Source organism: Pantoea sp. GCM10028869 (assembly GCF_042666835.1).
Taxonomy (GTDB): Bacteria; Pseudomonadota; Gammaproteobacteria; order Enterobacterales; family Enterobacteriaceae; genus Pantoea; species Pantoea leporis.
This window is the reverse complement of sequence record NZ_JBHTGO010000005.1, coordinates 310,493-334,049: the sequence shown is the minus strand read 5'-3', so window position 1 is coordinate 334,049 and position 23,557 is coordinate 310,493. Positions and strand designations below refer to the sequence as shown.

18 protein-coding genes and 1 riboswitch are annotated in these 23,557 nt (G+C 56.7%); of the genes, 13 read left to right on the top strand and 5 right to left on the bottom strand.

The genetic code is table 11. The annotated features are described in order from the left end of the window. Positions 1-19: 19 nt before the first annotated feature. The gene (locus ACFQW4_RS15535) at positions 20-1,207 is read right to left on the bottom strand and encodes an MFS transporter (protein ID WP_217549117.1); all 1,188 of its coding nucleotides are present in this window, start codon (positions 1,205-1,207) and stop codon (positions 20-22) included. 254 nt (positions 1,208-1,461) lie between these two features. On the opposite strand from ACFQW4_RS15535, the gene sgrR reads away from it, so the two are divergent. The 4 genes from sgrR (at position 1,462) to thiQ (ending at position 6,558) form a co-directional block, all read left to right on the top strand. Next, positions 1,462-3,123, top strand: a complete 1,662-nt coding sequence (gene sgrR, locus ACFQW4_RS15530; protein ID WP_377726089.1) for an HTH-type transcriptional regulator SgrR — start codon at positions 1,462-1,464, stop codon at positions 3,121-3,123. Positions 3,124-3,158: 35 nt separating this feature from the next. After that, a riboswitch (TPP riboswitch) is annotated at positions 3,159-3,254 on the top strand. Between the two features lie 46 nt (positions 3,255-3,300). Then, the gene (thiB, locus tag ACFQW4_RS15525) at positions 3,301-4,287 is read left to right on the top strand and encodes a thiamine ABC transporter substrate binding subunit (RefSeq protein WP_377726087.1); all 987 of its coding nucleotides are present in this window, start codon (positions 3,301-3,303) and stop codon (positions 4,285-4,287) included. Beyond that, complete coding sequence (gene thiP / locus ACFQW4_RS15520) at positions 4,287-5,873, top strand: thiamine/thiamine pyrophosphate ABC transporter permease ThiP (protein WP_377726085.1); 1,587 nt, start codon at positions 4,287-4,289, stop codon at positions 5,871-5,873. Before thiB ends, thiP begins: the two co-directional genes overlap by 1 nt. Continuing rightward, the gene (gene thiQ, locus ACFQW4_RS15515) at positions 5,857-6,558 is read left to right on the top strand and encodes a thiamine ABC transporter ATP-binding protein ThiQ (protein WP_101762131.1); all 702 of its coding nucleotides are present in this window, start codon (positions 5,857-5,859) and stop codon (positions 6,556-6,558) included. The genes thiP and thiQ overlap by 17 nt, the downstream gene beginning before the upstream one ends. Here thiQ and ACFQW4_RS15510 read toward each other — a convergent pair. Continuing rightward, a complete protein-coding gene (locus ACFQW4_RS15510) occupies positions 6,555-7,319 on the bottom strand; it encodes a DedA family protein (protein WP_377726083.1) in 765 nt (254 codons plus the stop codon). The two genes, thiQ and ACFQW4_RS15510, sit on opposite strands and share 4 nt — an antisense overlap. A gap of 164 nt (positions 7,320-7,483) precedes the next feature. Here ACFQW4_RS15510 and polB point away from each other — a divergent pair, with 164 nt between their 5' ends. The 3 genes from polB to rluA all read left to right on the top strand — a co-directional run bounded on the left by polB (position 7,484) and on the right by rluA (position 13,582). Further along, a complete protein-coding gene (gene polB / locus ACFQW4_RS15505) occupies positions 7,484-9,844 on the top strand; it encodes a DNA polymerase II (RefSeq protein ID WP_377726081.1) in 2,361 nt (786 codons plus the stop codon). A gap of 152 nt (positions 9,845-9,996) precedes the next feature. After that, entirely contained in the window at positions 9,997-12,903 is a 2,907-nt protein-coding gene (gene rapA / locus ACFQW4_RS15500; RefSeq protein WP_110867512.1) for an RNA polymerase-associated protein RapA, read from the top strand. 19 nt (positions 12,904-12,922) lie between these two features. Beyond that, positions 12,923-13,582 carry a bifunctional tRNA pseudouridine(32) synthase/23S rRNA pseudouridine(746) synthase RluA gene (gene rluA, locus ACFQW4_RS15495; protein WP_137385141.1) on the top strand — a complete coding sequence of 220 codons (660 nt, stop codon included), beginning with the start codon at positions 12,923-12,925 and terminating at the stop codon, positions 13,580-13,582. A 193-nt stretch (positions 13,583-13,775) separates the two neighbouring features. Here rluA and djlA read toward each other — a convergent pair whose 3' ends face one another. Next, complete coding sequence (gene djlA / locus ACFQW4_RS15490) at positions 13,776-14,588, bottom strand: co-chaperone DjlA (RefSeq protein WP_061718138.1); 813 nt, start codon at positions 14,586-14,588, stop codon at positions 13,776-13,778. A gap of 182 nt (positions 14,589-14,770) precedes the next feature. On the opposite strand from djlA, the gene lptD reads away from it, so the two are divergent. Genes lptD through apaH form a run of 6 tightly spaced genes read left to right on the top strand, consistent with a single transcriptional unit; the run spans position 14,771 to position 21,590 of the window. Beyond that, on the top strand, positions 14,771-17,140 hold the full coding sequence (gene lptD, locus ACFQW4_RS15485) for an LPS assembly protein LptD (RefSeq protein WP_240632902.1): 2,370 nt from the start codon (positions 14,771-14,773) through the stop codon (positions 17,138-17,140). A gap of 54 nt (positions 17,141-17,194) precedes the next feature. Next, on the top strand, positions 17,195-18,490 hold the full coding sequence (surA, locus tag ACFQW4_RS15480; protein WP_101762137.1) for a peptidylprolyl isomerase SurA: 1,296 nt from the start codon (positions 17,195-17,197) through the stop codon (positions 18,488-18,490). Further along, entirely contained in the window at positions 18,480-19,472 is a 993-nt protein-coding gene (gene pdxA, locus ACFQW4_RS15475; RefSeq protein WP_137385139.1) for a 4-hydroxythreonine-4-phosphate dehydrogenase PdxA, read from the top strand. Before surA ends, pdxA begins: the two co-directional genes overlap by 11 nt. Next, positions 19,465-20,289, top strand: a complete 825-nt coding sequence (gene rsmA, locus ACFQW4_RS15470) for a 16S rRNA (adenine(1518)-N(6)/adenine(1519)-N(6))-dimethyltransferase RsmA (RefSeq protein ID WP_008108647.1) — start codon at positions 19,465-19,467, stop codon at positions 20,287-20,289. The genes pdxA and rsmA overlap by 8 nt, the downstream gene beginning before the upstream one ends. Positions 20,290-20,293: 4 nt before the next feature. Beyond that, the gene (gene apaG, locus ACFQW4_RS15465) at positions 20,294-20,671 is read left to right on the top strand and encodes a Co2+/Mg2+ efflux protein ApaG (protein ID WP_101762139.1); all 378 of its coding nucleotides are present in this window, start codon (positions 20,294-20,296) and stop codon (positions 20,669-20,671) included. Positions 20,672-20,720: 49 nt separating this feature from the next. Then, positions 20,721-21,590, top strand: a complete 870-nt coding sequence (gene apaH / locus ACFQW4_RS15460; RefSeq protein WP_210080882.1) for a bis(5'-nucleosyl)-tetraphosphatase (symmetrical) ApaH — start codon at positions 20,721-20,723, stop codon at positions 21,588-21,590. A gap of 53 nt (positions 21,591-21,643) precedes the next feature. On the opposite strand, the gene folA is transcribed toward apaH, so the two are convergent. Then, complete coding sequence (folA, locus tag ACFQW4_RS15455) at positions 21,644-22,126, bottom strand: type 3 dihydrofolate reductase (protein WP_101762141.1); 483 nt, start codon at positions 22,124-22,126, stop codon at positions 21,644-21,646. Positions 22,127-22,411: 285 nt separating this feature from the next. After that, positions 22,412-23,554: a porin gene (locus tag ACFQW4_RS15450; RefSeq protein WP_377726075.1), complete on the bottom strand. Its 1,143-nt coding sequence runs from the start codon at positions 23,552-23,554 to the stop codon at positions 22,412-22,414. Positions 23,555-23,557 lie beyond the last annotated feature (3 nt).

Genomic DNA, 23,557 nt, shown 5'->3' with positions numbered 1-23,557 from the left:
CCTGTCGCCCTTCTCTTTGCTATCTATCAACCACATCCCGCACGCGCGACGCCAATCCCAACGCCAGCACCGCCAGCCCCAACGCCAGCCAGTAAACCGACTCATGACCAAAGCGTTCACTCATGGTGCCCTGAATGATGCCGGCGATAATCATGCCGGTGGAAATTGAGGTGGTGAACAGCGTCGTCGCCGCACCTGCGCGGCCCGGCATTAAATCCTGGAACCACAACATGCCAATCCCGGCGATGATGCCAACAAACGCGGCATTAAACAGTTGTAATACCATCAACGCTGTACGCGACTGGAACATCACCAATCCGAGATAAAACACAATCGCCGCCACCAGCGCCAGCAGCATTAGGTTGCGTTTGCCGGTGCGCCGCGCGTAATGGCCAGCCAGCAGCATAATAGGAATCTCCAGCCCGGCGGCGGTGCCCATCAGTAATCCCGCCAGCTTCTCCGGCAGGCCAAGCGTGGTACTGATATACAGCGGCATATCAATGATATACATGGTGTTGCATGCCCACATGGTGACGGAGGCGATAAACAGCAACCGCACCTGACTGTCCTTCCACGGGCTCAGCTGCGTCAGCACCTCTTCAGGCGAGGCCACCACGCGCGGTACCGAGGGCAAGGTGCGCCAGATCAGCAGCATGCTTAGCAGGAAAATCCCCGCCGCCACGCAAAACAGCGTCACAAAACCGTAATTAAGCGCCAGCGCAAACGACAGCGGTGGCCCGATCACCCACGCCAGCGACAGCTGCGCACGCATCACCGAGCTGAACATCACCACTTCACGCGCCGACTGATCGGCATATTCCCGCGCGAGGGCGAACACCTGCGGAATCGACACGCTGGCCAGCGCCGACAAAAACACGCCCAGCGTCACCAGCGTTAAATAGTGGCGATTGAAGGCAAACAGCAGCGCATTCAGCGTCGCCATCAGGCAGCAAAACAGAATCAGGTTGCGGCGATCGCCCTGATTATCGGAGCGTTTCGCCATCAGCAGGCTGACCACAATCCCCGCGATCGCATTGATGGTAAAGAACAAGCCGACCCAGAACGGACTTACCTGTACTTCGCGCGTCAGAAACAGGCTCAGCGTCGGCGCTTGCAGCGCACCGGCCACGCCGGTCATAAACGACACCGCCATAAACGAGAGGTAGACCGGATTGATGCGACGTTGACGCGTTAACAGCGATTTCATGCAGAAATCCCTTTGCGAATAAAAAAGGTAGAGAAATGAGGGTAGAAGATTCTACAGTAAAACGAAAAAAGCCAGCAGATAAAGCGCTGCTGGCGGTGAAAATGCACCCTACTCAGAAAGGGGTTCCACGTCGGCGGAACCGCTGGCAGAGCGCCATTCATTACTGAATGCCTCCCGCTCTTCCATTGCCGGGCAGTATGCCTCTAATATGAGGCAGGAAAAACTGAGCGATTCTGACAAGGAGTTCCCCTTTTATGTCCTCTTCACGTCTGCAGCAGCAATTTATCCGCCTATGGCAAAGCTGTCAGGGGCAGGATCAGGAAACCACGCTCAGCGAGCTGGCCGATCTGCTGCACTGCTCGCGTCGCCATATGCGTAACCTGCTCAACGCCATGCAAAGCCAAGGCTGGCTGATTTGGCAGGCAGAAGCGGGACGTGGCAAGCGCTCGATGCTGAGTTTCTGCTATACCGGCCTGGCGCTCCAGCAGCAGCGCGCCGAGGATCTGCTGGAACAAGACCGCATCGAACAGTTAGTGCAGCTGGTGGGCGATAAAAACCAGGTGCGCCAGATGATTGCGGCACATTTAGGCCGCAGCTTCCGCCAGGGTAAACACATCCTGCGCGTGCTCTATTATCGCCCGCTGCCCAATCTGCTACCCGGTTCGCCGCTGCGCCGCTCGGAAACCCATCTGGCGCGACAAATTTTCAACGGCCTGATGCGCATAAATGAGGAAAAGGGGGAAATCGAACCCGATATCGCCCATTACTGGCAGCAAACCTCGCCGCTGCAGTGGCGTTTCTTCCTGCGCCCGGCGATTCGTTTTCATCATGGCCGTGAACTGGAAATGGCGGATGTGATTGCTTCGCTGGAGCGCGTGCGCAGCCAGCCGCTGTTTTCTCACATCAGTAAACTGGATTCGCCCGCGCCCTGGACGCTGGATATCCATCTGAGCCAGCCGGACGATTGGTTGCCGTGGCTGCTGGCCAGCGTCAGCGCGATGATCCTGCCGCGCGAATGGCCCACGTTACGCCAGTTTGCCCGCCAGCCGCTTGGCACCGGTCCGTACAGCGTGGTGCGCAACCAGCAAACGCAGCTGAAAATCGCCGCCTTTGATGATTACTTTGGCTATCGCGCGCTGATTGACGATGTGTCGATTTGGGTGCTGCCGGAGATCAGCGACGAGCTGGTGTATGCCGGGGTTAAATTGCAAGGCGAAACCGCCGATGAAAAATCGGAGGAGAGTCGTCTGGAAGAAGGCTGCTACTTCCTGCTGTACGATCAGCGCTCCGAGTTGGGCCGCGATGCGCATTTCCGCCGCTGGGTAAGCTATCTGTTTAATCCCATCGCCTTACTGAATCATGCTGGCGTCGGCTATCAGCGTTACTGGTTCCCGGCTTATGGCTTGCTGCCGCGTTGGCACCATCGCCGCGATCTCACCTCCGCCGATAAACCGGCAGGCTTAACTCAGCTGACGCTGAGCTGGTACAGCCATCACGTTGAGCATGAAGGTATCGCTAACGCGCTGCGACCGCTGCTGGCGCAGCAAGGTGTTGAGCTAATTACTCGTGTCGTGAGCTACGAAGCGTGGTTCGAGGGCGAAGGTGAAAGTGATATCTGGCTCGGCAGCGTCAACTTTACCCTGCCGCTGGAGTACGCGCTGTTCGCGCAACTGTTCGAGTTGCCGTTGATGCATCACTGCATTCCGATTGACTGGCAAGCCGATGCCGCGCGCTGGCGGCAGAAAGCGTTACCGCTGGCGGAATGGAGCAAACAGCTGATCGACCGCGACTATCTGCATCCGCTGTTCCATCACTGGCTGCTGCTGGAAGGGCAACGCAGTATGCGCGGCGTGCGGCTGAATACGCTCGGCTGGTTTGACTTCAAATCAGCCTGGTTTGCACCACCGGAGCTGTGATCCTTTCGCGCTGTCATATAAATGTCTAGAATGAGCCGTTCTCAACGGGGTGCCTTGATATCAGGGCTGAGAGAAACCCGTCGAACCTGATCCGGCTAATACCGGCGTAGGGATTTGAGATGCCTCACGCCTCAGATCCTTTGCGACTCAACATCTCTTCTCCTCAAGGAGCGCAAAGTGTTAAACAAAGTTCTGCCTGTGTTGCTGCTGGTTACGGCACCGGCTTTCGCTGCTAAACCGGTTCTGACCGTTTACACCTACGATTCGTTCTCTGCCGATTGGGGCCCCGGTCCGGCGGTAAAAAAAGCCTTTGAAGCGCAGTGCGACTGCGAATTGAAGTATGTGGCGCTGGAAGATGGCGTATCGCTGCTCAATCGCGTGCGCATGGAAGGTAAAAACAGCAAAGCCGATGTAGTGCTGGGGCTGGATAACAATCTGGTGCAGGCGGCGGAGAAAACCGGCTTGTTTGCCGAAAGCAGCGTGGATACCCGCAGCTTAAAACTGCCGGATGGCTGGAACAATCAAACCTTTATCCCGTTCGATTATGGCTACTTCGCTTTCGTCTACGATAAAAACAAACTGAAGAACCCGCCGAAAAGCCTGAAAGAGCTGGTCGAAAGCCCGGAAAAATGGCGCGTGATTTATGAAGATCCGCGTACCAGCACGCCGGGTCTTGGCCTGCTGCTGTGGATGCAAAAAGTGTATGGCGATAACGCAGCTGATGCGTGGCAGAAGCTGGCGCAAAAAACCGTTACCGTCACTAAAGGCTGGAGCGAAGCTTACGGCCTGTTCCTGAAAGGCGAAAGCGATCTGGTGTTGAGCTACACCACGTCTCCGGCTTATCACATTATCGAAGAGAAGAAAGAGAACTACGCCGCGGCCGAATTCAGCGAAGGCCACTATTTACAGGTGGAAGTCGCCGCGCAGCTCGCCAGTAGCAAACAGCCTAAGCTGGCGCAGCAGTTCATGCAGTTTATGGTTTCTCCGGCCTTCCAGCAGACCATTCCTACCGGCAACTGGATGTATCCGGTGATCAAAAGCGATCTGCCAGCCGGTTATCAAACGTTGCAGGTGCCCGCGAAGGCGTTGCAATTCACGCCAGCCGAAGTCGCCGACCATCGCGCCGCGTGGATCAGCGCATGGCAAAGCGCCGTTAGCCGTTAATGCCCGGCTGGTTGATTCCCGGCAGCGCCATCGCGCTGATGCTGTGCGCGGTGGCGCTGCTGGCGTTTGGTGCATTGGTGATGGTCGCTCCGGCCACCGACTGGCGCGCGCTGCTCGACGACAGCTATCTGCATCATGTGCTGCTGTTCTCCTTTGAGCAGGCGCTGCTGTCGGCGCTGCTGTCGGTGCTGCCCGCGATTCTGCTGGCGCGCGCGCTCTATCGCCGCCGTTTTCCGGGACGCAATCTGCTGCTGCGCCTGTGCGCCATGACGCTGGTGCTGCCGGTGCTGGTGGCGGTGTTTGGCTTGCTCAGCGTGTACGGTCGCAGCGGCTGGCTGGCACAACTGTGCGCGACCATCGGCTTTGACTACCACTTTTCGCCGTATGGCCTGCAGGGCATTCTGCTGGCGCACGTCTTCTTTAACCTGCCGCTGGCGACGCGCCTGCTGTTACAGGCGCTGGAGAGCATTCCCGGCGAGCAGCGCCAGGTCGCCGCCCAGCTTGGCCTGCGCGGCTGGAATCTGTTTCGCTTGCTGGAGTGGCCGTGGCTGCGCCGTCAGATTCTGCCGACGGCGGCACTGATCTTTATGCTCTGTTTCGCCAGCTTCGCCACGGTGCTGGCGCTGGGCGGCGGACCACAAGCGACCACGCTGGAACTGGCGATCTATCAGGCGCTAAATTTCGATTACGATCCGGGCCGCGCGGCGCTGCTGGCGCTGTTACAGCTCGCTTGCTGTTTGCTGCTGGTGCTGCTGAGCCAGCGCTTTAGCAAAGCCATTCCCACCGGCAGCCAGAGCATTCGCGGCTGGCGCGATCCGCAGGATTCATGGCAGGCGCGCATCAGCGATACGGTGCTGATTGGCCTGGCGCTGCTGCTGCTGTTACCGCCGCTGGCGGCAGTAATCGTCGATGGTTTGCGCGGCGGCGTTGCCGGTGCGCTGCAACAAGCGGCGCTGTGGCAAGCCACCTTTACCTCGCTGCGTATTGCCGTGGGCGCCGGCGTGCTCTGCGTGGTGCTGACCATGATGCTGCTGTGGAGCAGCCGCGAACTGCGGCAGCGCCAGAACAGAGTCGCCGCGCAGGCGATGGAGATGAGCGGCATGCTGATTCTGGCGATGCCGGGCATTGTGCTGGCGAGCGGTTTCTTTCTGCTGTTCAACGCCACCGTGGGGTTACCGCAGCGCGCCGATGGTTTGGTGATCTTCACTAACGCCCTGATCGCCATTCCTTATGCGATGAAAGTGCTGGAGAATCCGATGCGCGATATCAGCGCCCGTTACAGCCAGCTCTGCGCTTCGCTCGGCATCTCCGGTTTCAACCGCTTGCGGCTGATTGAGCTGCGCGCGCTGAAACGCCCGATTGCTCAGGCGCTGGCGTTTGCCTGCGTGCTGTCGATTGGCGATTTTGGCGTGGTCGCGTTGTTTGGCAGCGCCGATTTCCGCACGCTGCCTTTCTATCTGTTCCAACAGATTGGCGCCTATCGCGGTGCGGACGGTGCCGTCACCGCACTGCTGCTGCTGCTGCTCTGCTTGCTACTCTTCACTCTGATGGAAAAATTACCGGGTCGCCATGCTGACACTGAATAACCTTACTTACCTTTATCAGCATCTGCCGATGCGCTTCAGTTTTGCGGCGCAGGCGGGTGAACGTCTGGCGATCCTCGGTCCGAGCGGCGCGGGGAAAAGTACCTTGCTGAGTCTGATTGGCGGCTTTTTGCCGATCAATCAAGGCGCGCTGGTGATGAACGGCGTTGATCATACCCACAGCGTGCCGTCGGCGCGCCCGGTTTCCATGCTGTTCCAGGAGAACAATCTGTTTCCGCATCTCACGGTGCAGCAAAACATGGCGTTGGGCTTACACCCGGGCCTGAAACTGACGCGCGAACAGCAGCAGCAAGTGGTGGATATCGCTGAGCAAACCGGCTTGCAGGCGATGCTCACGCGTTTGCCTGGTCAGCTTTCCGGTGGCCAGCGTCAGCGCGTGGCATTGGCGCGTTGCCTGCTGCGCAATCAACCGATTTTGCTGCTGGATGAACCCTTCTCAGCGCTGGATCCGGCGCTGCGCAACGAGATGCTGCAGCTGGTACGTTCGGTATGCGAAAACCGCAACATCACCTTGTTGATGGTGTCGCACAGCCTGGAAGATGCTCAGCAGATTGCGCCGCGCAGTTTGGTGATCGTCGACGGGCGCATCTATTGGGATGGCAGTACAGAGAGTTTGGTGCGCGGTGAAAGTGCCGCGGCCGCCATCCTTGGCGTGACAGCGCGTTAAGCGAAGAAAACTTTCCACAGCAGGTGGCGGAAGATTGGCATCATCGGATGGAACTGGATTGCGATAAACGCGCCCAGGCCAATCGCCGCCATCAACGGTGCCAGCCAGCGCAGACGCGATGCAGGCAGATACTTTGTCGCCCAATCCATCGGTTTACCGCTGCGCGACCAGCGCCACAGCAACCAGCCACCGACCCACAGCAGCAGCGCCACCAGCAACAGCAGCCATTTAAAGCTGCCGCCCTGCGCGGCCTGCGGTACATCAATCGCCACGCCCGCCAGAATGCCCGGCATCAAATACGCGGGCGGCCAGAGGATGCAGCCAATCAGGTTAGGCGGCAGGAATTTGCGCACCGGCAACTCCAGCATGCCCGCTGCCAGCGGAATCAGCGGACGCGTCGGTCCTACAAATCGCCCCACCAGAATGGTGAACATGCTGTGTTGATGCAGCGCATGCTCGGTTTTATCCAGCAACCCCTTGTACTTTTTCAGATATTTCCAGCGATGCAGCGGCCCCTGAAACTTCCAGCCGATGCCGTAAGAGACCCAATCGCCGATTAAACAGCCAACGAATCCGGCCGCCCACGCAGGGTAAAGACCAATTTGTCCGCTTCCGACCAGCGCCCCAAGGCTGGCCATTAATACCGTGCCCGGCAACAGCAATCCCACGAAGGCCAGCGACTCAAGGAAGGTCACCAGCGCCACAGCGATCAGCGCGTACTCCAGCGATTGCGAAAACAGGTGTTGAATCCAGGCTTCCATAAATATCCTCTGCGGAATATAGAGGCTGGATTGTCCAGAGCATACACATGGTCGTCAAGGCAAGAATTGTAGAACGATGTTGACAAAGTGGTGACAATTTCGCCTGCAGGACACTGTATAAACATCCATGTTATACTCAATGCAATTCATTCTCTGGAGTTCACGTGACCGATCCGCGCGCAGGTTTTCTGCTTACCCGACATTGGCGAGATACGCCGACCGGCAGCGAAGTGGTGCTGTGGCTGGCCACCGACAGCGGCCCGCAGCGGCTGGTGCTGCCTGCCCAGGAATCCGTGGCGTTTGTGCCCGAGGAGTTTCGCACGCCAACCGAAGCGCTGATCCGCGACGAACGTCATACGCGCCTGCAAACGCTGGAGCTGAAGGATTTTCGCCGCCGTCCGGTGTTTGGCCTCTATTGCCGCAGCAATCGTCAGCTACAAAATCTGGAAAAGCGCCTGCGTGAAAACGGCATTCCGGTCTATGAAGCGGATATTCGGCCACCCGAACGCTATTTGATGGAGCGCTTTATCACCGCGCCGGTGTGGTTTAGCGGTGAAACACGCGGTGACAGCGTGGTCAACGCGCGTCTGAAACCGCATCCTGATTACCGTCCGCAGCTGAAATGGGTATCGCTGGATATCGAAACCACGCAGCACGGTGAGCTCTACTGCATCGGGCTGGAAGGCTGCGGTCAGCGCCAGGTTTACATGCTCGGTCCGCCCAACGGCGATGCCAGCACGCTCGATTTTGAACTGATCTATGTTGATAGCCGCCCGCAGCTGCTTGAGCAGCTCAACGCATGGTTCGAGCGGCATGAACCGGATGTGATTATTGGCTGGAATGTAGTGCAGTTCGATCTGCGCGTACTGCAGAAACACGCCGATCGCTACGGCATTCCGCTGCGTTTAGGGCGTCAGAAGCAGGCGCTGGAGTGGCGCGAGCACGGCTTCAAACCTGGTGTGTTCTTCGCGCAGGCAACGGGCCGCTTAATTATTGATGGTATCGACGCGCTCAAATCCGCGTTTTGGGATTTCCCGTCATTCAGCCTCGAAGCGGTCTCGCGCCAGCTGCTCGGTGAAGGCAAGGCCATCAATAATCCGTGGGATCGCATGGAAGAGATCAACTGGCGCTTTGCCAACGATAAGCCAGCGCTGGCGAAATATAATCTCAAGGATTGCGAGCTGGTGACGCGCATTTTCCAGCATACCGCCATCATGCCGTTCCTGCTGGAACGCGCCACGGTAAATGGTTTAGCGGTGGATCGTCACGGCGGTTCGGTGGCGGCCTTTGGTCATCTCTATATCCCGCGCATGCACCGCGCCGGTTTCGTGGCGCCGAATCTCGGCGAAGTGGCGCCGGAAGCCAGCCCCGGCGGCTACGTGATGGATTCGCGGCCCGGCTTGTACGATTCAGTGCTGGTGCTGGATTACAAAAGCCTCTATCCCTCAATTATTCGCACCTTCCTTATCGATCCGGTGGGTTTGGTGGAAGGCCTGGCGCACCCGGATGACGCCGATTCCGTGCCCGGCTTCCGCAATGCGCGCTTTTCCCGTGAGACCCACTGTTTACCGGCGATTGTCGAGCAGATTTGGCAAGGGCGTGAAGCCGCCAAGCGCGACAACAACAAACCGCTGTCGCAGGCGCTGAAAATCATCATGAATGCTTTTTATGGCGTGCTCGGCACCAGCGCCTGCCGCTTCTTCGATCCGCGCCTCGCGTCATCCATCACCCTGCGCGGCCACGCCATCATGCAGCAAACGCGCGAGCTGATTGAAGCGGAAGGCTTTGATGTGATTTACGGCGATACCGATTCCACCTTCGTCTGGCTGAAAGGCGCGCACAGTGAAGCGGAGGCGACGGCGATTGGTCGTCATCTCGCTGAACAGGTGAACGGCTGGTGGCGGCAGCATCTGCAATCGACTTATGGGCTGGAGAGCGCGCTGGAGCTGGAGTATGAAACGCACTTCAGCCGTTTCCTGATGCCCACCATTCGCGGTGCCGAACAGGGCAGCAAAAAGCGCTATGCCGGCATGATTCTCAGCGAGGGCGGCGAGCGGCTGGTGTTTAAAGGCCTCGAATCAGTGCGCACAGACTGGACGCCGCTGGCGCAGCAGTTCCAGCAAAATCTGTATGGCCGTATTTTCCGTGGCGAGCCGTGGCAGGATTACATTCGCGAAACGGTGGCGCAGCTGCTGGCCGGTGAACTCGACGATCAACTGGTGTATAAAAAACGCCTGCGGCGCGCGCTGAAAGATTACGAGCGCAATGTGCCGCCTCATGTGCGCGCTGCGCGTCTCGCCGATGAGCAAAATCGCAAGCTGCAGCGCCCACTGCAGTATCAAAACGGTGGCTCGATCCGCTATGTGATGGCCACGGCCGGACCGGAACCGCTCGAGGCGCGTAATACGCCCCTCGACTACGATCATTACGTCACCAAACAGCTGCAGCCGGTGGCTGACGGCATTTTGCCGTTCGTCGGTGACGACTTTGCTACACTCATTACTGGGCAGCTGGGGCTTTTTTGACAGGTGACGAATGCCTTGCCATCCAGTACCATAGCGCCCTTCCTGATTCTCACCGCACTCACAATCTGACCAAACACCCGTTTGGCGGTTGGGTATTGCCTGAGTACAGGTGAACTTCTTTATGGCATGTCAGAGAGTCGAGCAAAAAATATATGGTTTTTACACTGGGTCAGCGCTGGATTAGTGATACGGAAAGTGAACTGGGATTGGGCACGGTGGTCGCGCTCGATACGCGCATGATCACCATGCTTTTTCCGGCAACCGGCGAAAACCGCCTGTATGCCCGAAACGATTCTCCGGTCACTCGTGTGATTTTCAATCCGGGTGACACCATCACCAGCCACGAAGGCTGGCAGATGACCGTCGATGAAGTCCGCAACGAAAACGATTTAATGACTTACATCGGCACACGTCTCGACACCGAAGAAGCGGGCGTCGTCATGCGCGAAGTGATGCTGGACAGCAAACTGGTGTTCAGCAAGCCGCAGGATCGCCTGTTCGCCGGTCAGCTCGACCGCATGGACCGCTTTGCGCTGCGTTTCCGCGCACGCAAATACCACAGCGAGCAATACCGCCTGCCGATCAGCGGCCTGCGCGGGATGCGCACCAATTTGATTCCGCATCAGCTGCACATAGCTCACGATGTCGGCCGTCGCCACGCGCCGCGCGTGCTGCTGGCAGATGAAGTGGGCTTGGGTAAAACCATTGAAGCCGGGATGATCATCCAGCAACAGCTGCTGGCCGGTCGTGCCGAGCGCGTGCTGATTGTGGTGCCGGAAACGCTGCAACATCAGTGGCTGGTGGAAATGCTGCGTCGCTTTAACCTGCGCTTTGCGCTGTTTGATGACGATCGCTACACCGAAGCGCAGCACGACAGCGACAATGCCTTTGAAACCGAGCAGCTGATTATCTGTTCGCTCGATTTTGTACGCCGTAACAAGCAGCGTCTTGAGCTGCTGGCCGATGCCGAGTGGGATCTGCTGGTGGTTGATGAAGCGCACCATCTGGCATGGAGCGAAGACGCACCGAGCCGCGAATATCAGGTTATCGAGCAGCTGGCAGAGAAAACCGCTGGCGTACTGTTGCTGACTGCCACGCCAGAACAGCTGGGCTTAGAGAGCCACTTTGCGCGTCTGCGTCTGCTCGACCCAAATCGTTTCCACGATTTCGGCCAGTTTGTCGAAGAGCAGCAGCATTATCGTCCGGTGGCCGATGCGGTGAGCTCGCTGCTGGCCGACCACGCCATCAGCAAAGATGAGATGAACCTGATTAACGATCTGATCGGTGAACAGGATATCGAGCCGCTGCTGCAAGTGGCGAACAGCGATCGCGATGGCAAAGAAGACGCGCGTAAAGAGCTGGTCTCGATGCTGATGGATCGCCACGGCACCAGCCGCGTGCTGTTCCGTAACACCCGTAACGGCGTGAAGGGCTTCCCGAAACGCGAGCTGCACCAGATTCGTCTGCCGCTGCCCGCGCAGTATCAAACCGCGATTAAAGTCTCCGGCATAATGGGCACGCGCAAAAGCGCAGAAGAGCGCGCGCGTGACATGCTGTATCCCGAGCAGATTTATCAGGAATTTGAAGGCGATAGCGGCACATGGTGGAACTTCGATCCGCGCGTTGAGTGGCTGATGGGTTACCTCACCAGCAACCGCAAAGAGAAAGTGCTGGTGATCTGCGCCAAAGCCGCCACCGCGCTGCAGCTGGAGCAGGTGCTGCGTGAGCGCGAAGGCATCCGTGCCGCCGTGTTCCACGAAGGCCTATCGATTATCGAACGCGACCGCGCAGCAGCCTTCTTCGCCTCCGAAGAGGATGGCGCGCAGGTGTTGCTGTGTTCCGAAATCGGTTCTGAAGGCCGTAACTTCCAGTTCGCAAGCCGTTTGGTGATGTTCGATTTGCCGTTCAACCCGGATCTGCTGGAGCAGCGTATCGGTCGTCTCGATCGTATCGGCCAGATGCATGACATCCAGATTCTGGTGCCGTGGCTGGAAAAAACCGCGCAGGCGGTGCTGCTGCGCTGGTATCACGAAGGGTTGGATGCGTTTGAACACACCTGCCCAACTGGCCGCGCCATTTATGACAACGAGTATAATCAGCTGATTGAATATCTTGCCGCGCCGGAAAATCCGCAGGGACTCGATGAGTTCATCAGCGCAAGCCGTAAGCAGCACGATGCGCTGAAAGCACAGCTGGAACAGGGACGCGATCGCTTACTGGAACTGAACTCCAACGGCGGTGAAGCCGCTCAGGAGCTGGCAAATGCCATCGGCGAGCAGGACAACGATACCGATCTGGTTAACTTTGCGCTGAACCTGTTCGATATCGTCGGCATCAATCAGGAAGACCGCAGCGACAGCCTGATTGTGCTGACGCCATCCGATCACATGCTGGTGCCTGATTTCCCTGGCCTGCCGGAAGAGGGTTGCACCGTGACCTTTAACCGCAACCAGGCGCTGTCGCGCGAAGATACCCAGTTTATTACCTGGGAACATCCGCTGATCCTCAACGGCCTCGACCTGATCCTTTCGGGCGATACCGGTAGCTGTGCGCTGTCACTGCTGAAGAACAAGGCGCTGCCGGTTGGGACGCTGCTGGTCGAGATGATCTATGTGGTTGAAGCGCAAGCGCCGAAAAGCCTGCAGCTCACCCGCTTCCTGCCGCCAACGCCGGTGCGTTTGCTGATGGATCGTGCCGGGAACAATCTGGCAGGCAAAGTGGAGTTCGAAAGCTTTAACCGTCAGTTGAATGCGGTGAATCGCCATACCGGCAGCAAGCTGGTGAATGCGGTGCAGCAAGACGTGCACGAGATTCTGACCCAGGCCGAAAAAGCGATCGTTCCGGAAGCGCAGGCGATTATCGCGGCAGCGAAAGTGGAAGCCGAAGAGAAACTCGGTGCTGAGCTGTCACGTCTCGAAGCGCTGCGCGCGGTTAACCCCAACATCCGTGATGACGAGGTTGAAGCGCTGGAAAGCAATCGCGAACAGGTATTGGAAAGCCTGGGCGATGCAGGCTGGCGTCTCGATGCGCTGCGTCTGATCGTGGTCACGCACCAATAATGTTCAGGACCGCGACATCATGCTGATGGAAGCTTACAACCCGCCGCTCGAACCCTGGCTGCATATTCTGTATCAGGACGAGCACATTATGGTGGTGAATAAACCGAGCGGGTTGCTGTCGGTGCCGGGCCGTCTCGAAGAGCACAAGGATAGCGTGATGACGCGCATCCAGCGTGATTTCCCGCAGGCGGAATCGGTGCACCGTCTCGATATGGCTACCAGCGGCGTGATCGTCGTGGCCCTGAATAAAGCGGCTGAGCGTGAGCTCAAGCGACAGTTCCGCGAGCGCGAGCCTTCCAAATACTATGTGGCGCGCGTGTGGGGCCATCCGGCGGCAGAAGAGGGTTTGATCGATCTGCCGCTGATTTGCGACTGGCCGAATCGGCCGAAGCAAATGGTGTGTTTCGAGAACGGCAAAGCGGCGCAGACCGAATATCAGGTGCTGGAGTATGAAGCCACGAACAGTGCGCGCGTCAAGCTTAAGCCAATTACCGGACGCTCACACCAGCTGCGTGTGCATCTGCTGGCGCTGGGGCATCCGATTCTTGGCGACCGCTTTTATGCACATGATGAGGCGCTGGCGATGGCGCCGCGTTTGCAGTTGCATGCGGAGTCGCTGACGATCACCCATCCGGCGTTTGGCAATAGCATGACGTTCAGGCAGCCGGCGGGATTTTAGTGTTGGAGATGCTGCCCCTCCTCAGTCCGTGCTTGCAGTCCCCTCCTCGTTCCGTGCTTGCTGCCCCCCACCTCGGTCCTCCCCCATAAATGGGGGAGGAAGATGTTGCTACATGTTAGTGATGAAGCTGCATGGGGCAGTATCTCCTTCCCCCGTTTGCGGGGGAAGGCCGGGATGGGGGACAGCAATAAAATTATTTAAACCCTTTCTCCTTACGAATCAGATCGTAAGCCGCCTGAATCTCCTGCGCTTTCTGCTTCGCCATCTCCATCATTTCCGGCGGTAAACCTTTCGCCACCAGCTTGTCAGGATGATGTTCGCTCATCAGCTTACGGTACGCGCGCTTGATGGTGGTGCCATCATCGCTGCTTTTCACGCCCAGCACGCTGCAGGCATCTTCCAGCGTAGGACCGCGTTGCGCCTGCTGATAGGCGCCGCCGCGGGAAGAACCGCCGCCACCAAACTGCTGACCGCCTTCCATCATGCGCAGGAACTGATCGAACTGTGCGCGTGAAATACCCAGCTCTTCGGCAATCACATACAGCACCTGACGTTCGTTGGGATGCAGTGAACCATCGGCGAAGGCGGCCTGGATTTGGATTTCCAGAAACATCCGAATCAGATCAAACCGGCCAAAGCAGGCGCTGCGCAGCTCGCGCAGTTTACTGCGCAGCGGATAGTCGCTCTGTTTACCTTCACGGAACGCACGCTGCGCGGCAGTGCGCGCATCGCCATGCAGCTGCATGCGATCCATAAATAAGGAAGCAATCTGGATATCCGCTTCGGTGACGCGCCCTTTTGATTTGGTCAAATGGCCCATCACCTGAAATGTGGTACTGAAAAACAGCGTCTGACGCGCCTGGTTATTGGCGAAATAGCCCTGTCCTTTTACGCTGCGCACTTTGTCAAACATGTGACCAATGATCAGACCCAGTACAATGCCCCAAAAGCCTGCCCCGGAAAATATCCCGAGCGCCAGACCAATTACTTTTCCCCAGTAGCGCATAAACTCCTCAATTCGCCATGCTTGCGGCTGAAAATTGCATTATCATACCTGTCATTTATCTCAGCGCCTAACGGCAACGCGGACAGACAAGGATTAACACTGGCGCAACGCCGGGCAGTAAGTTAGTCTCTGACCGGATTGTCGGCATGATGCCAGTTTTCATGGAATTATCGAAACCGCGTATGAAAAAACGTATACCTACCTTGCTGGCTACCATGATTGGTGCAGCGCTTTATAGCCAGTCATCACTCGCCGACGATCTGATGTCGCAGTGCATGCTGGGCGTGCCGAGTTACAACCGCCCGCTGGTCAATGGCGACACCAACTCGCTGCCGGTCACCATCCATTCTGATTCCGCCAAAGGCAACTATCCGGATGATGCGGTGTTCACCGGTAACGTCGACGTGCAGCAAGGCAATAGCCGCCTGCGTTCCGACGAGGTACAGCTGCATCAACGTCAGCAGGAAGGCCAAACCACGCCGGTTCGTACCGTGGATGCGCTGGGTAATGTGCACTATGACGACAATCAGGTCATCCTCAAAGGTCCGAAAGCCTGGTCAAATCTGAACACCAAAGACACCAACGTGTGGAACGGTGATTATCAGATGGTTGGCCGTCAGGGCCGCGGCGATGCCGATCAGATGAAACTGCGCGGTAACAATCGCTACACCATTCTGGAAAACGGCAGCTTTACCTCTTGTTTGCCGGGTTCCAACAGCTGGAGCGTGGTCGGTTCCGAAGTGATTCAGGACCGCGAAGAAGAAGTCGCGGAAATCTGGAACGCCCGCTTTAAGCTCGGCAATGTGCCGGTCTTTTACAGCCCTTATTTACAGCTACCGATTGGCGATCGCCGCCGCTCCGGTTTCCTGATCCCGAATGCGAAATACGGCAGTAATAACGGCTTCGAATTCATGCTGCCGTATTACTGGAACATCGCGCCGCAGGCCGATGCCACCATCACGCCGCACTATATGGAAAAACGCGGTCTGCAGCTGCAGAACGAATTCCGCTATTTGACGGTGTTTGGCGCAGGCTTGATGGAGCTGGATTATCTGCAGTCAGATAAGCAGTACGACAATGACAAAGCAGTGCGTGGTATCGCGCAGGACGATAGTTCCGATCGCTGGCTGTTCTACTGGCGCCATTCGGGTGTATACGACCAGCACTGGCGCTTCAACGCTGACTACACCAAAGTAAGCGATCCCTATTACTTCAACGATCTTGAGTCGAAGTATTACAGCTCCACCGATGGTTACGCCACGCAGAAATTCAGCCTTGGCTACGCGGATACCAATTGGGACGCGACGCTGTCGACCAAAGACTTCCAGGTGTTTGGTAACACCAGCAACAGCAACGTCTATCGTGCGATGCCGCAGCTCGATCTGAACTTCTATCAGAACGATATGGGGCCGTTTGATGGTCGAATCTTTGCGCAGGCGGTGAAATTTACCAACGTGAATAGCCAGATGCCTGAAACCACGCGTCTGCATGTTGAGCCAACGTTGAATTTGCCGCTGTCTAACGGCTGGGCGAGTCTCGATACCGAAGCGAAATTCCTGGCAACCCATTATCAGCAGGATGACGTTGAGTATTACAACACCTCGGTTAATACCGCTCGTGATAATCAGCTGGAAAACTCGGTCAACCGCACGCTGCCCCAGTTCAAAGTGGATGGCCGCCTGGTGTTTGACCGCGATATGGACTGGGAACCAGGCTATACGCAAACGCTGGAACCGCGTGTTCAGTACCTTTACGTCCCCTATCGTAACCAGAGCAATATCTATCCGTACGACTCGACGTTGCTGCAAACCGACTACACCGGCCTGTTCCGCGATCGTACCTATAGCGGCCTGGATCGCATCGCTTCAGCAAATGAAGTGGCGACCGGCGTAACCACGCGTATTTATGATAACGATCTGGTTGAACGTTTTAACGTTTCTGTGGGTCAAATCTACTCGTTTACCCCGTCTCGTACCGGCGTAAACCAGACGAACAAAGAAGATGACACCGGCAGCCTGGTTTGGGCCGGCGACACGTACTGGAAAATCAGCGATCGCTGGGGGGCGCGTGGCGGTCTGCAATATGACACCCGCCTCGATAACGTCGCGCAGGGCAATGCGGTAGTTGAGTATCGTCAGGATGCCGATCGTATGGTGCAGCTGAGCTATCGCTACAGCAGCCCGGAATATGTGGCGCAGGCGCTGAATAACTCAAGCCTGGTGACTAACCCGATCTATAAAAACGGGATTTCACAGGTGGGCGGCACTGCCAGCTGGCCGATTGCGGATGCCTGGTCACTGGTGGGCGGTTATTACTACGATACCCGCAACAGTCGTCCGGCTGAACAGCTGGTCGGCCTGCAGTACAGCTCGTGCTGCTATGCCATTCGTCTGGGTTACGAACGCAAGATCAACGGTTGGGAAAACAACGACAGTAAGTATGACAACCAAATCTCATTCAACATTGAGCTGCGTGGTCTGAGTTCTAACTATGGCTTAGGCACCAACGAAATGCTGCGTCAGGGCATCATCCCTTACCAGCGCGCTTTCTGATGTTGTGATGTTTGACAGGCTCTCCCGCAGTGCGGAAACAACAATGGATAAAGTATGAAGAACTGGAGAATGCTGATTCTTGGTGTAGCGATTACCGCTAACACTGCGTTCGCAGCCCCACAAGTGGTTGATAAAGTTGCCGCAGTCGTGAACAACGGCGTGGTACTGGAAAGTGACGTTGATAACATGATGCGCACCGTGAAATCACAGGCGCAGCAGGCAAACCAGCAACTCCCTGATGACAAAACCTTACGTCATCAGATCCTTGAACGTCAGGTCATGGATGCCATCATTCTGCAAATGGGTGAAAGAGCGGGCGTGCAGATTACCGATCAGCAGCTGGATCAGGCAATTCAGAACATTGCCGCCCAAAACCGCATGAGCCTCGATCAGCTGCGTAGCCGTCTGGCCTACGACGGTATGAACTACAACGATTATCGTGCGCAGATCCGCAAAGAGATGCTGATTTCAGAAGTGCGTAACAACGAAGTGCGTCGCCGCGTCACTATCCTGCCGCAGGAAGTGGATACGCTGGCTACGCAGGTGGGTGCGCAGAACACGCAAGGTACTGAGCTTAACATCAGCCAGATTCTGCTGCCGCTGTCAGAAAACCCGACGCAGCAGCAGGTTGACGACCAGGAAACGCTGGCGCGCCAACTGGTTGCTCAGCTGAAAGGCGGCGCCGATTTCGGCAAGCTGGCCGTGACTTACTCAGCCGATCCGCAGGCGCTGAAAGGCGGCAACATGGGTTGGGGCAAAATTGAAGAGCTGCCAACGCTGTTCTCGCAAGCGCTGAGCACCGCGAAGAAAGGCGATATCGTCGGTCCAATCCGTTCAGGTGTTGGGTTCCACATCCTGAAGGTGAACGACCTGCGTGGCGAAAGCAAAAGCATCTCTGTGACTGAGGTGCATGCGCGTCACATTCTGCTGAAGCCGTCACCGATCCTGACCGACGCTCAGGCGCAGGCCAAAATCGAACAGATCGCAGCGGATATTAAAAGTGGTAAAACCACCTTCGCCGCAGCGGCCAAACAGTTCTCCGACGATCCGGGTTCGGCTAACCAGGGCGGCGATCTCGGCTGGGCATCTCCAGAGATTTACGATCCGGCATTCCGCGATGCATTGCTGAAGTTGCAGAAAGGCCAGGTCAGCCAGCCGGTTCACTCCTCATTTGGCTGGCACTTGATTCAGTTGCTGGATACGCGTCAGGTTGATAAGACCGATGCCGCGCAGAAAGAGCGCGCCTATCGCATGCTGTTCAACCGTAAATTCGCGGAAGAAGCGCAAACCTGGATGCAGGAACAGCGCGCCAGTGCTTACGTGAAAATTCTGGATAACAATGGTCAGTAATTATCGTGTGGTGATCACGCCCGGCGAACCCGCCGGGATTGGTCCCGACCTCACCCTGCAACTGGCGCAGCAAAACTGGCCGGTTGAATTGGTGGTCTGCTGCGACGGCGAGCTTTTGCGCCGTCGCGCTGCTTTATTGGGTTTGCCGCTGACGCTGCGTGACTATCAACCTGGCGTTGCGGCACAACCGCAGCAGGCCGGCACGCTTACGCTGCTGCAGGTCGATACCGCTCAGCCAGTGACCGCCGGAGAACTCTGCGTCGCAAACAGTCACTACGTGCTGGAAACGCTGATGCGCGCCTGTGACGGTTGTCTGAACGGCGAATTTGCCGCGCTGATTACCGGTCCGGTGCACAAAGGCGTGATCAACGATGCGGGCATTCCGTTTACCGGTCATACCGAGTTTTTTGCCGATCGCGCCGGTGGCGATTTAGTGGTGATGATGCTGGCAACAGAAGAGTTGCGTGTGGCATTGGCTACCACCCATCTGCCGCTGAAAGATGTTTCTGCCGCAATTACCCGCGACACGCTGCATGAAGTGATCACCATTCTGCATCGGGATCTGCAGCAGAAGTTTGGTTTACCGCATCCTCATATTTTCGTCTGCGGCCTTAATCCGCATGCCGGCGAGAGCGGCCATATGGGCCGCGAAGAGATTGATACTATCATTCCGGCCCTCAACGAACTGCGCCAGCAAGGCATCCAACTTACCGGACCTCTGCCAGCCGATACGCTGTTCCAGCCGAAATACCTGCAACATGCCGATGCAGTTCTGGCGATGTATCACGACCAGGGCTTGCCGGTGCTAAAATTTCAGGGGTTTGGCCGCGCGGTGAATATCACACTTGGCCTGCCCTTTATCCGGACTTCTGTCGATCACGGCACCGCGCTTGAATTAGCCGGTCTCGGTCAGGCAGAACCGGGCAGCTTTATCACGGCGCTTAATCTCGCCATCACTATGATCAAGAGCAGTAATGAATAATCGCGTCCATCAGGGGCATTACGCCCGTAAACGTTTCGGGCAGAACTTCCTGAACGATCAGTACATTATCGATAGCATTGTCTCCGCCATTCACCCGCAAAAAGGTGAAGCTATCGTGGAAATCGGCCCCGGCTTGGGTGCATTAACCGAGCCGGTAGGCGAACGTCTGGATGAGCTGACCGTGGTCGAGCTGGACCGCGACCTTGCTGCGCGTCTGCAAACGCACCCGTTCCTCGGTCCTAAGCTGACCATTTTCCAGCAGGATGCGATGACCTTTGATTTCTCTGCGCTGGCGCAAGAGAAAGGTCAGCCGCTACGCGTGTTCGGCAACCTGCCGTACAACATCTCGACGCCGCTGATGTTCCACCTTTTCAGCTATACTGGTTCGATTAAAGATATGCACTTCATGCTGCAGAAAGAAGTGGTGAATCGTTTAGTCGCCGGTCCGGGCAGCAAAGCTTACGGTCGTTTGAGCGTGATGGCGCAGTACTATTGCCAGGTTATTCCTGTGCTCGAAGTGCCACCAGAATCCTTCACGCCGGCACCGAAAGTGGAATCGGCCGTGGTGCGTTTAGTACCGTATATGCAGCCACAGTATCCGGTCAGCGATATTCGTCTGCTGAGCCGTATCACCACGGAAGCCTTTGGTAAACGCCGTAAAACGCTGCGCAACAGCCTTGCTCATATGTTTGCGGCTGGTGCGCTGGATCAATTAGAAATCGATGCCTCGCTGCGTGCAGAGAACGTCTCTGTGGCGCAATATTGCCAACTGGCAAACTGGTTGAGCAAGCATCAGGCAGAAACTCCGGAGAGTTGAGTGCATGAGTGATTTGGCCCGCGTCTGTATCCATGTGCATAGCCAGTATGTGGAGTCGCAATCCTTGCCCGACGAGGATCGCTACGTGTTTGCCTACACCATCACCATTCGCAATTTGGGGCGCAGCAACGTCCAGCTGCGTAGCCGCTATTGGCTGATCACCAACGGCAACGGTCGCGAGACTGAAGTGCAAGGTGAAGGCGTGGTCGGCGAACAGCCGCACATTGCGGCCGGCGGCGAGTATCAGTACACCAGCGGCGCGATTCTGGAGACGCCGATGGGCACCATGCAAGGCCACTATGTGATGATCGACGATGCGGGCGAAGAGTTCCACGTCGAGATTCCGGTGTTCCGACTCGCGGTGCAAACCCACATTCACTAATCCTCCTCCGCCCGGCCCGTCCGGGCGGCGCGTTTTAATCGGACTGACAATGAGTACATACCTGATTGGCGATGTTCATGGCTGTTATGACGAGCTTCGTGCGCTGTTGGCGCAGGTTGACTTCGATCCGCAGCAGGACACCTTATGGCTTACCGGCGATTTGGTGGCGCGCGGCCCCGGTTCGCTCGATGTGCTGCGCTATGTAAAATCGCTGGGAAATTGCGTGCGCCTGGTGCTGGGTAATCACGACCTGCATTTGCTGGCGGTGTATGCCGGTATCAGCCGTAACAAGCCGAAAGATCGCCTGACGCCGCTGCTGGAAGCCGATGATGCCGATGAGTTGATTAACTGGTTACGTCGTCAGCCACTGTTGCAGGTAGATGAAGAGAAGAAGCTGTTGATGGCGCATGCGGGCATTACGCCGCAATGGGATTTAGAGACGGCGCAGCTGTGCGCGCGTGAAGTGGAAGCGGTGCTCTCCAGCGACAGCTATCCGCTGTTTCTGGATGCGATGTATGGCGACATGCCAAACAACTGGACGCCGGAACTCAGCGGTCTGGCGCGACTGCGCTTTAGCACTAATGCGCTGACGCGCATGCGCTTCTGCTTCCCGAACGGCCAGCTGGATATGATCTGCAAAGAGTCGCCTGAATCAGCGCCGCCGCCGCTCAAGCCGTGGTTTAAGGTGCCGGGCAAAATCGACAGCGACTATACGCAGATCTTTGGTCACTGGGCATCGCTGGAAGGTAAAGGCACACCGGAACATGTGATTGGTCTGGATACCGGCTGCTGCTGGGGTGGAACATTGACGCTGCTGCATTGGGAAACCAAACAGTATTACGTACAGGCATCCAATCGCGAACAGGCAATGGCCGACAGCGCGGTGAGTGCGCATCCACCGTTAAGTGATACGCCGTAAATAAAAAACCCCGCATAAGCGGGGTTTTTTATGGGTCGCCATCACTGGCAACGTTACTTGCGGCGATCCAGGATCTCGAAGCAGTAGCTGTGCGAGTTCTGCTCATCGGCGTCATGGAATTCGCTGAAGGTTGACTGCCACTCGTCCGGTTCGTAATCCGGGAACTGCGTATCCCCTTCCACTTCCGCATCGATATGGGTCAGGTAGAGGCGATCCGCGCGAGCCAGCATCTGCTCGTAAACGCGTCCACCACCAATCACCATCATCTCTTCGACATCACCCGCCGCTTTTACCGCCTCTTCCAGCGATGTCACCCAGGTAACGCCTTCGTGGTTGCCCGGCTGGCTGCTGACCACAATGTTCAGGCGTCCAGGAAGCGGGCGGCCAATCGATTCAAAGGTCAGACGACCCATAATCACCGGCTTATTCAAGGTATTACGTTTGAACCATGCCAAATCTGCTGGCAGGTTCCATGGCATGGCGTTTTCCATACCAATAATGCGATCCGCTGCCAGTGCCGCGATCAGACTAATCATGTTAAAAGACCTACTGGAAAAAATTGGCGCCATCATACGTAAAGGCGAAACTTTCGTCGATAGGCCGCCCCCGCTATTTGCGTAAAGCTCCGATGCCACCGCACTTTTGTTATTGGACAGAGTTTTACACCGACTTTCCCGGCAATTGCGGGGCGAGGAGCCAGAAATTGCTGACGAGGCGGCACAACTCCGTGCGAAACGTCGCGTTATTGGTATCGCAGTGTAAAGAAAAGCGCACTCTGTGCAAAAAAAGAAAACGGCTCCCGCAGGAGCCGTTGAAACGCTTTAGAAATCGTAGCGTAGACGCACCAGATTCACGTTGCCCAGTGACTTGTCGGTGCTGGAGGTGATGACATATTCGTAGTCGACACGGAAGCCGTAATTCAGCTGCGCACTCACACCAACGCCGTTATCAATACGCTTGTAGTCACGTCCGTTGACGAACTCCAGACGGTCGCCCATGAAGTAAGGCTGAATAGATTTCACCGCATACTGGCCAATTGGGAATTTGTAGCCGGCAAAGTATTCGATGCCCCACGCGTCATCCGCGAAGTAATTGTTAACGGTATTACGTTTGGTTGGGGAGAAGTTCTCATACCAACCCGCTCCGGCTGACAGCGTCCAGTTATCCGGCGTCCAGCTCAGAGCGGTACCGTAGATATTCTGGTCATAGCGTTTGCTGTCGCCATTGCCTGGATTGCGGATATCGGCGCGGGTGTAGTTCCACGCAGTGCCCCATGCCAGGTCTTTGGTGATGTGATAGTTCACACCCAGCGAGCCGCCGCCTTTACGCTTATAGCGCAGGCCGTTACCTGGCAGGAACTCATTATCTTCAAACAGGTACGACGCATACACATCCGCATCGCCGAAGGTATTTTTGTACTTCAGCATTTTGCGCGAACGGTAAGAACCATCGTAATCACCATTGATGCCGTTGCCCGGCGCCTGCGCCAGCATGTCGTAATCCCAGATATCGGTCTTCGCTCCTACGACATCGTAGTAAACGCTGTTCTGCTGACCAAAGTAGAGCTCACCCAAGGTGGCGCTTTTGAAGCCAGTATAAAGTTGGCGGCGCGAGGTGTTATTCGCACCATCTGCATGATGATTGTCCCAACCCCACCAGGCCGGGAAGTTAACGCCCAGCTCGTAGTAACCGACCCAGCTTACGTCGTCGAACAGGTAATAATTGGCGCTGAAGCGGAAGCGTGAGCCACCGTCGTAGCCATTACGTTTGTACGATTTGTCGTTCACGCCATTCTGATGTTGGAACTGCGGACGAATACTGCCGCCCACTTTGAAGTCGAGACGGCTTAGCGCATCGCCCGCCTGTGGATCCTGCTTGAGTAAAGTAATTTCCGCCTGGCTGGCGAGTGGCGCCGCTGCGAGTAACGCAGCAATAGCGCTGAGAGTGAAAGCACGCATTTGCATTTT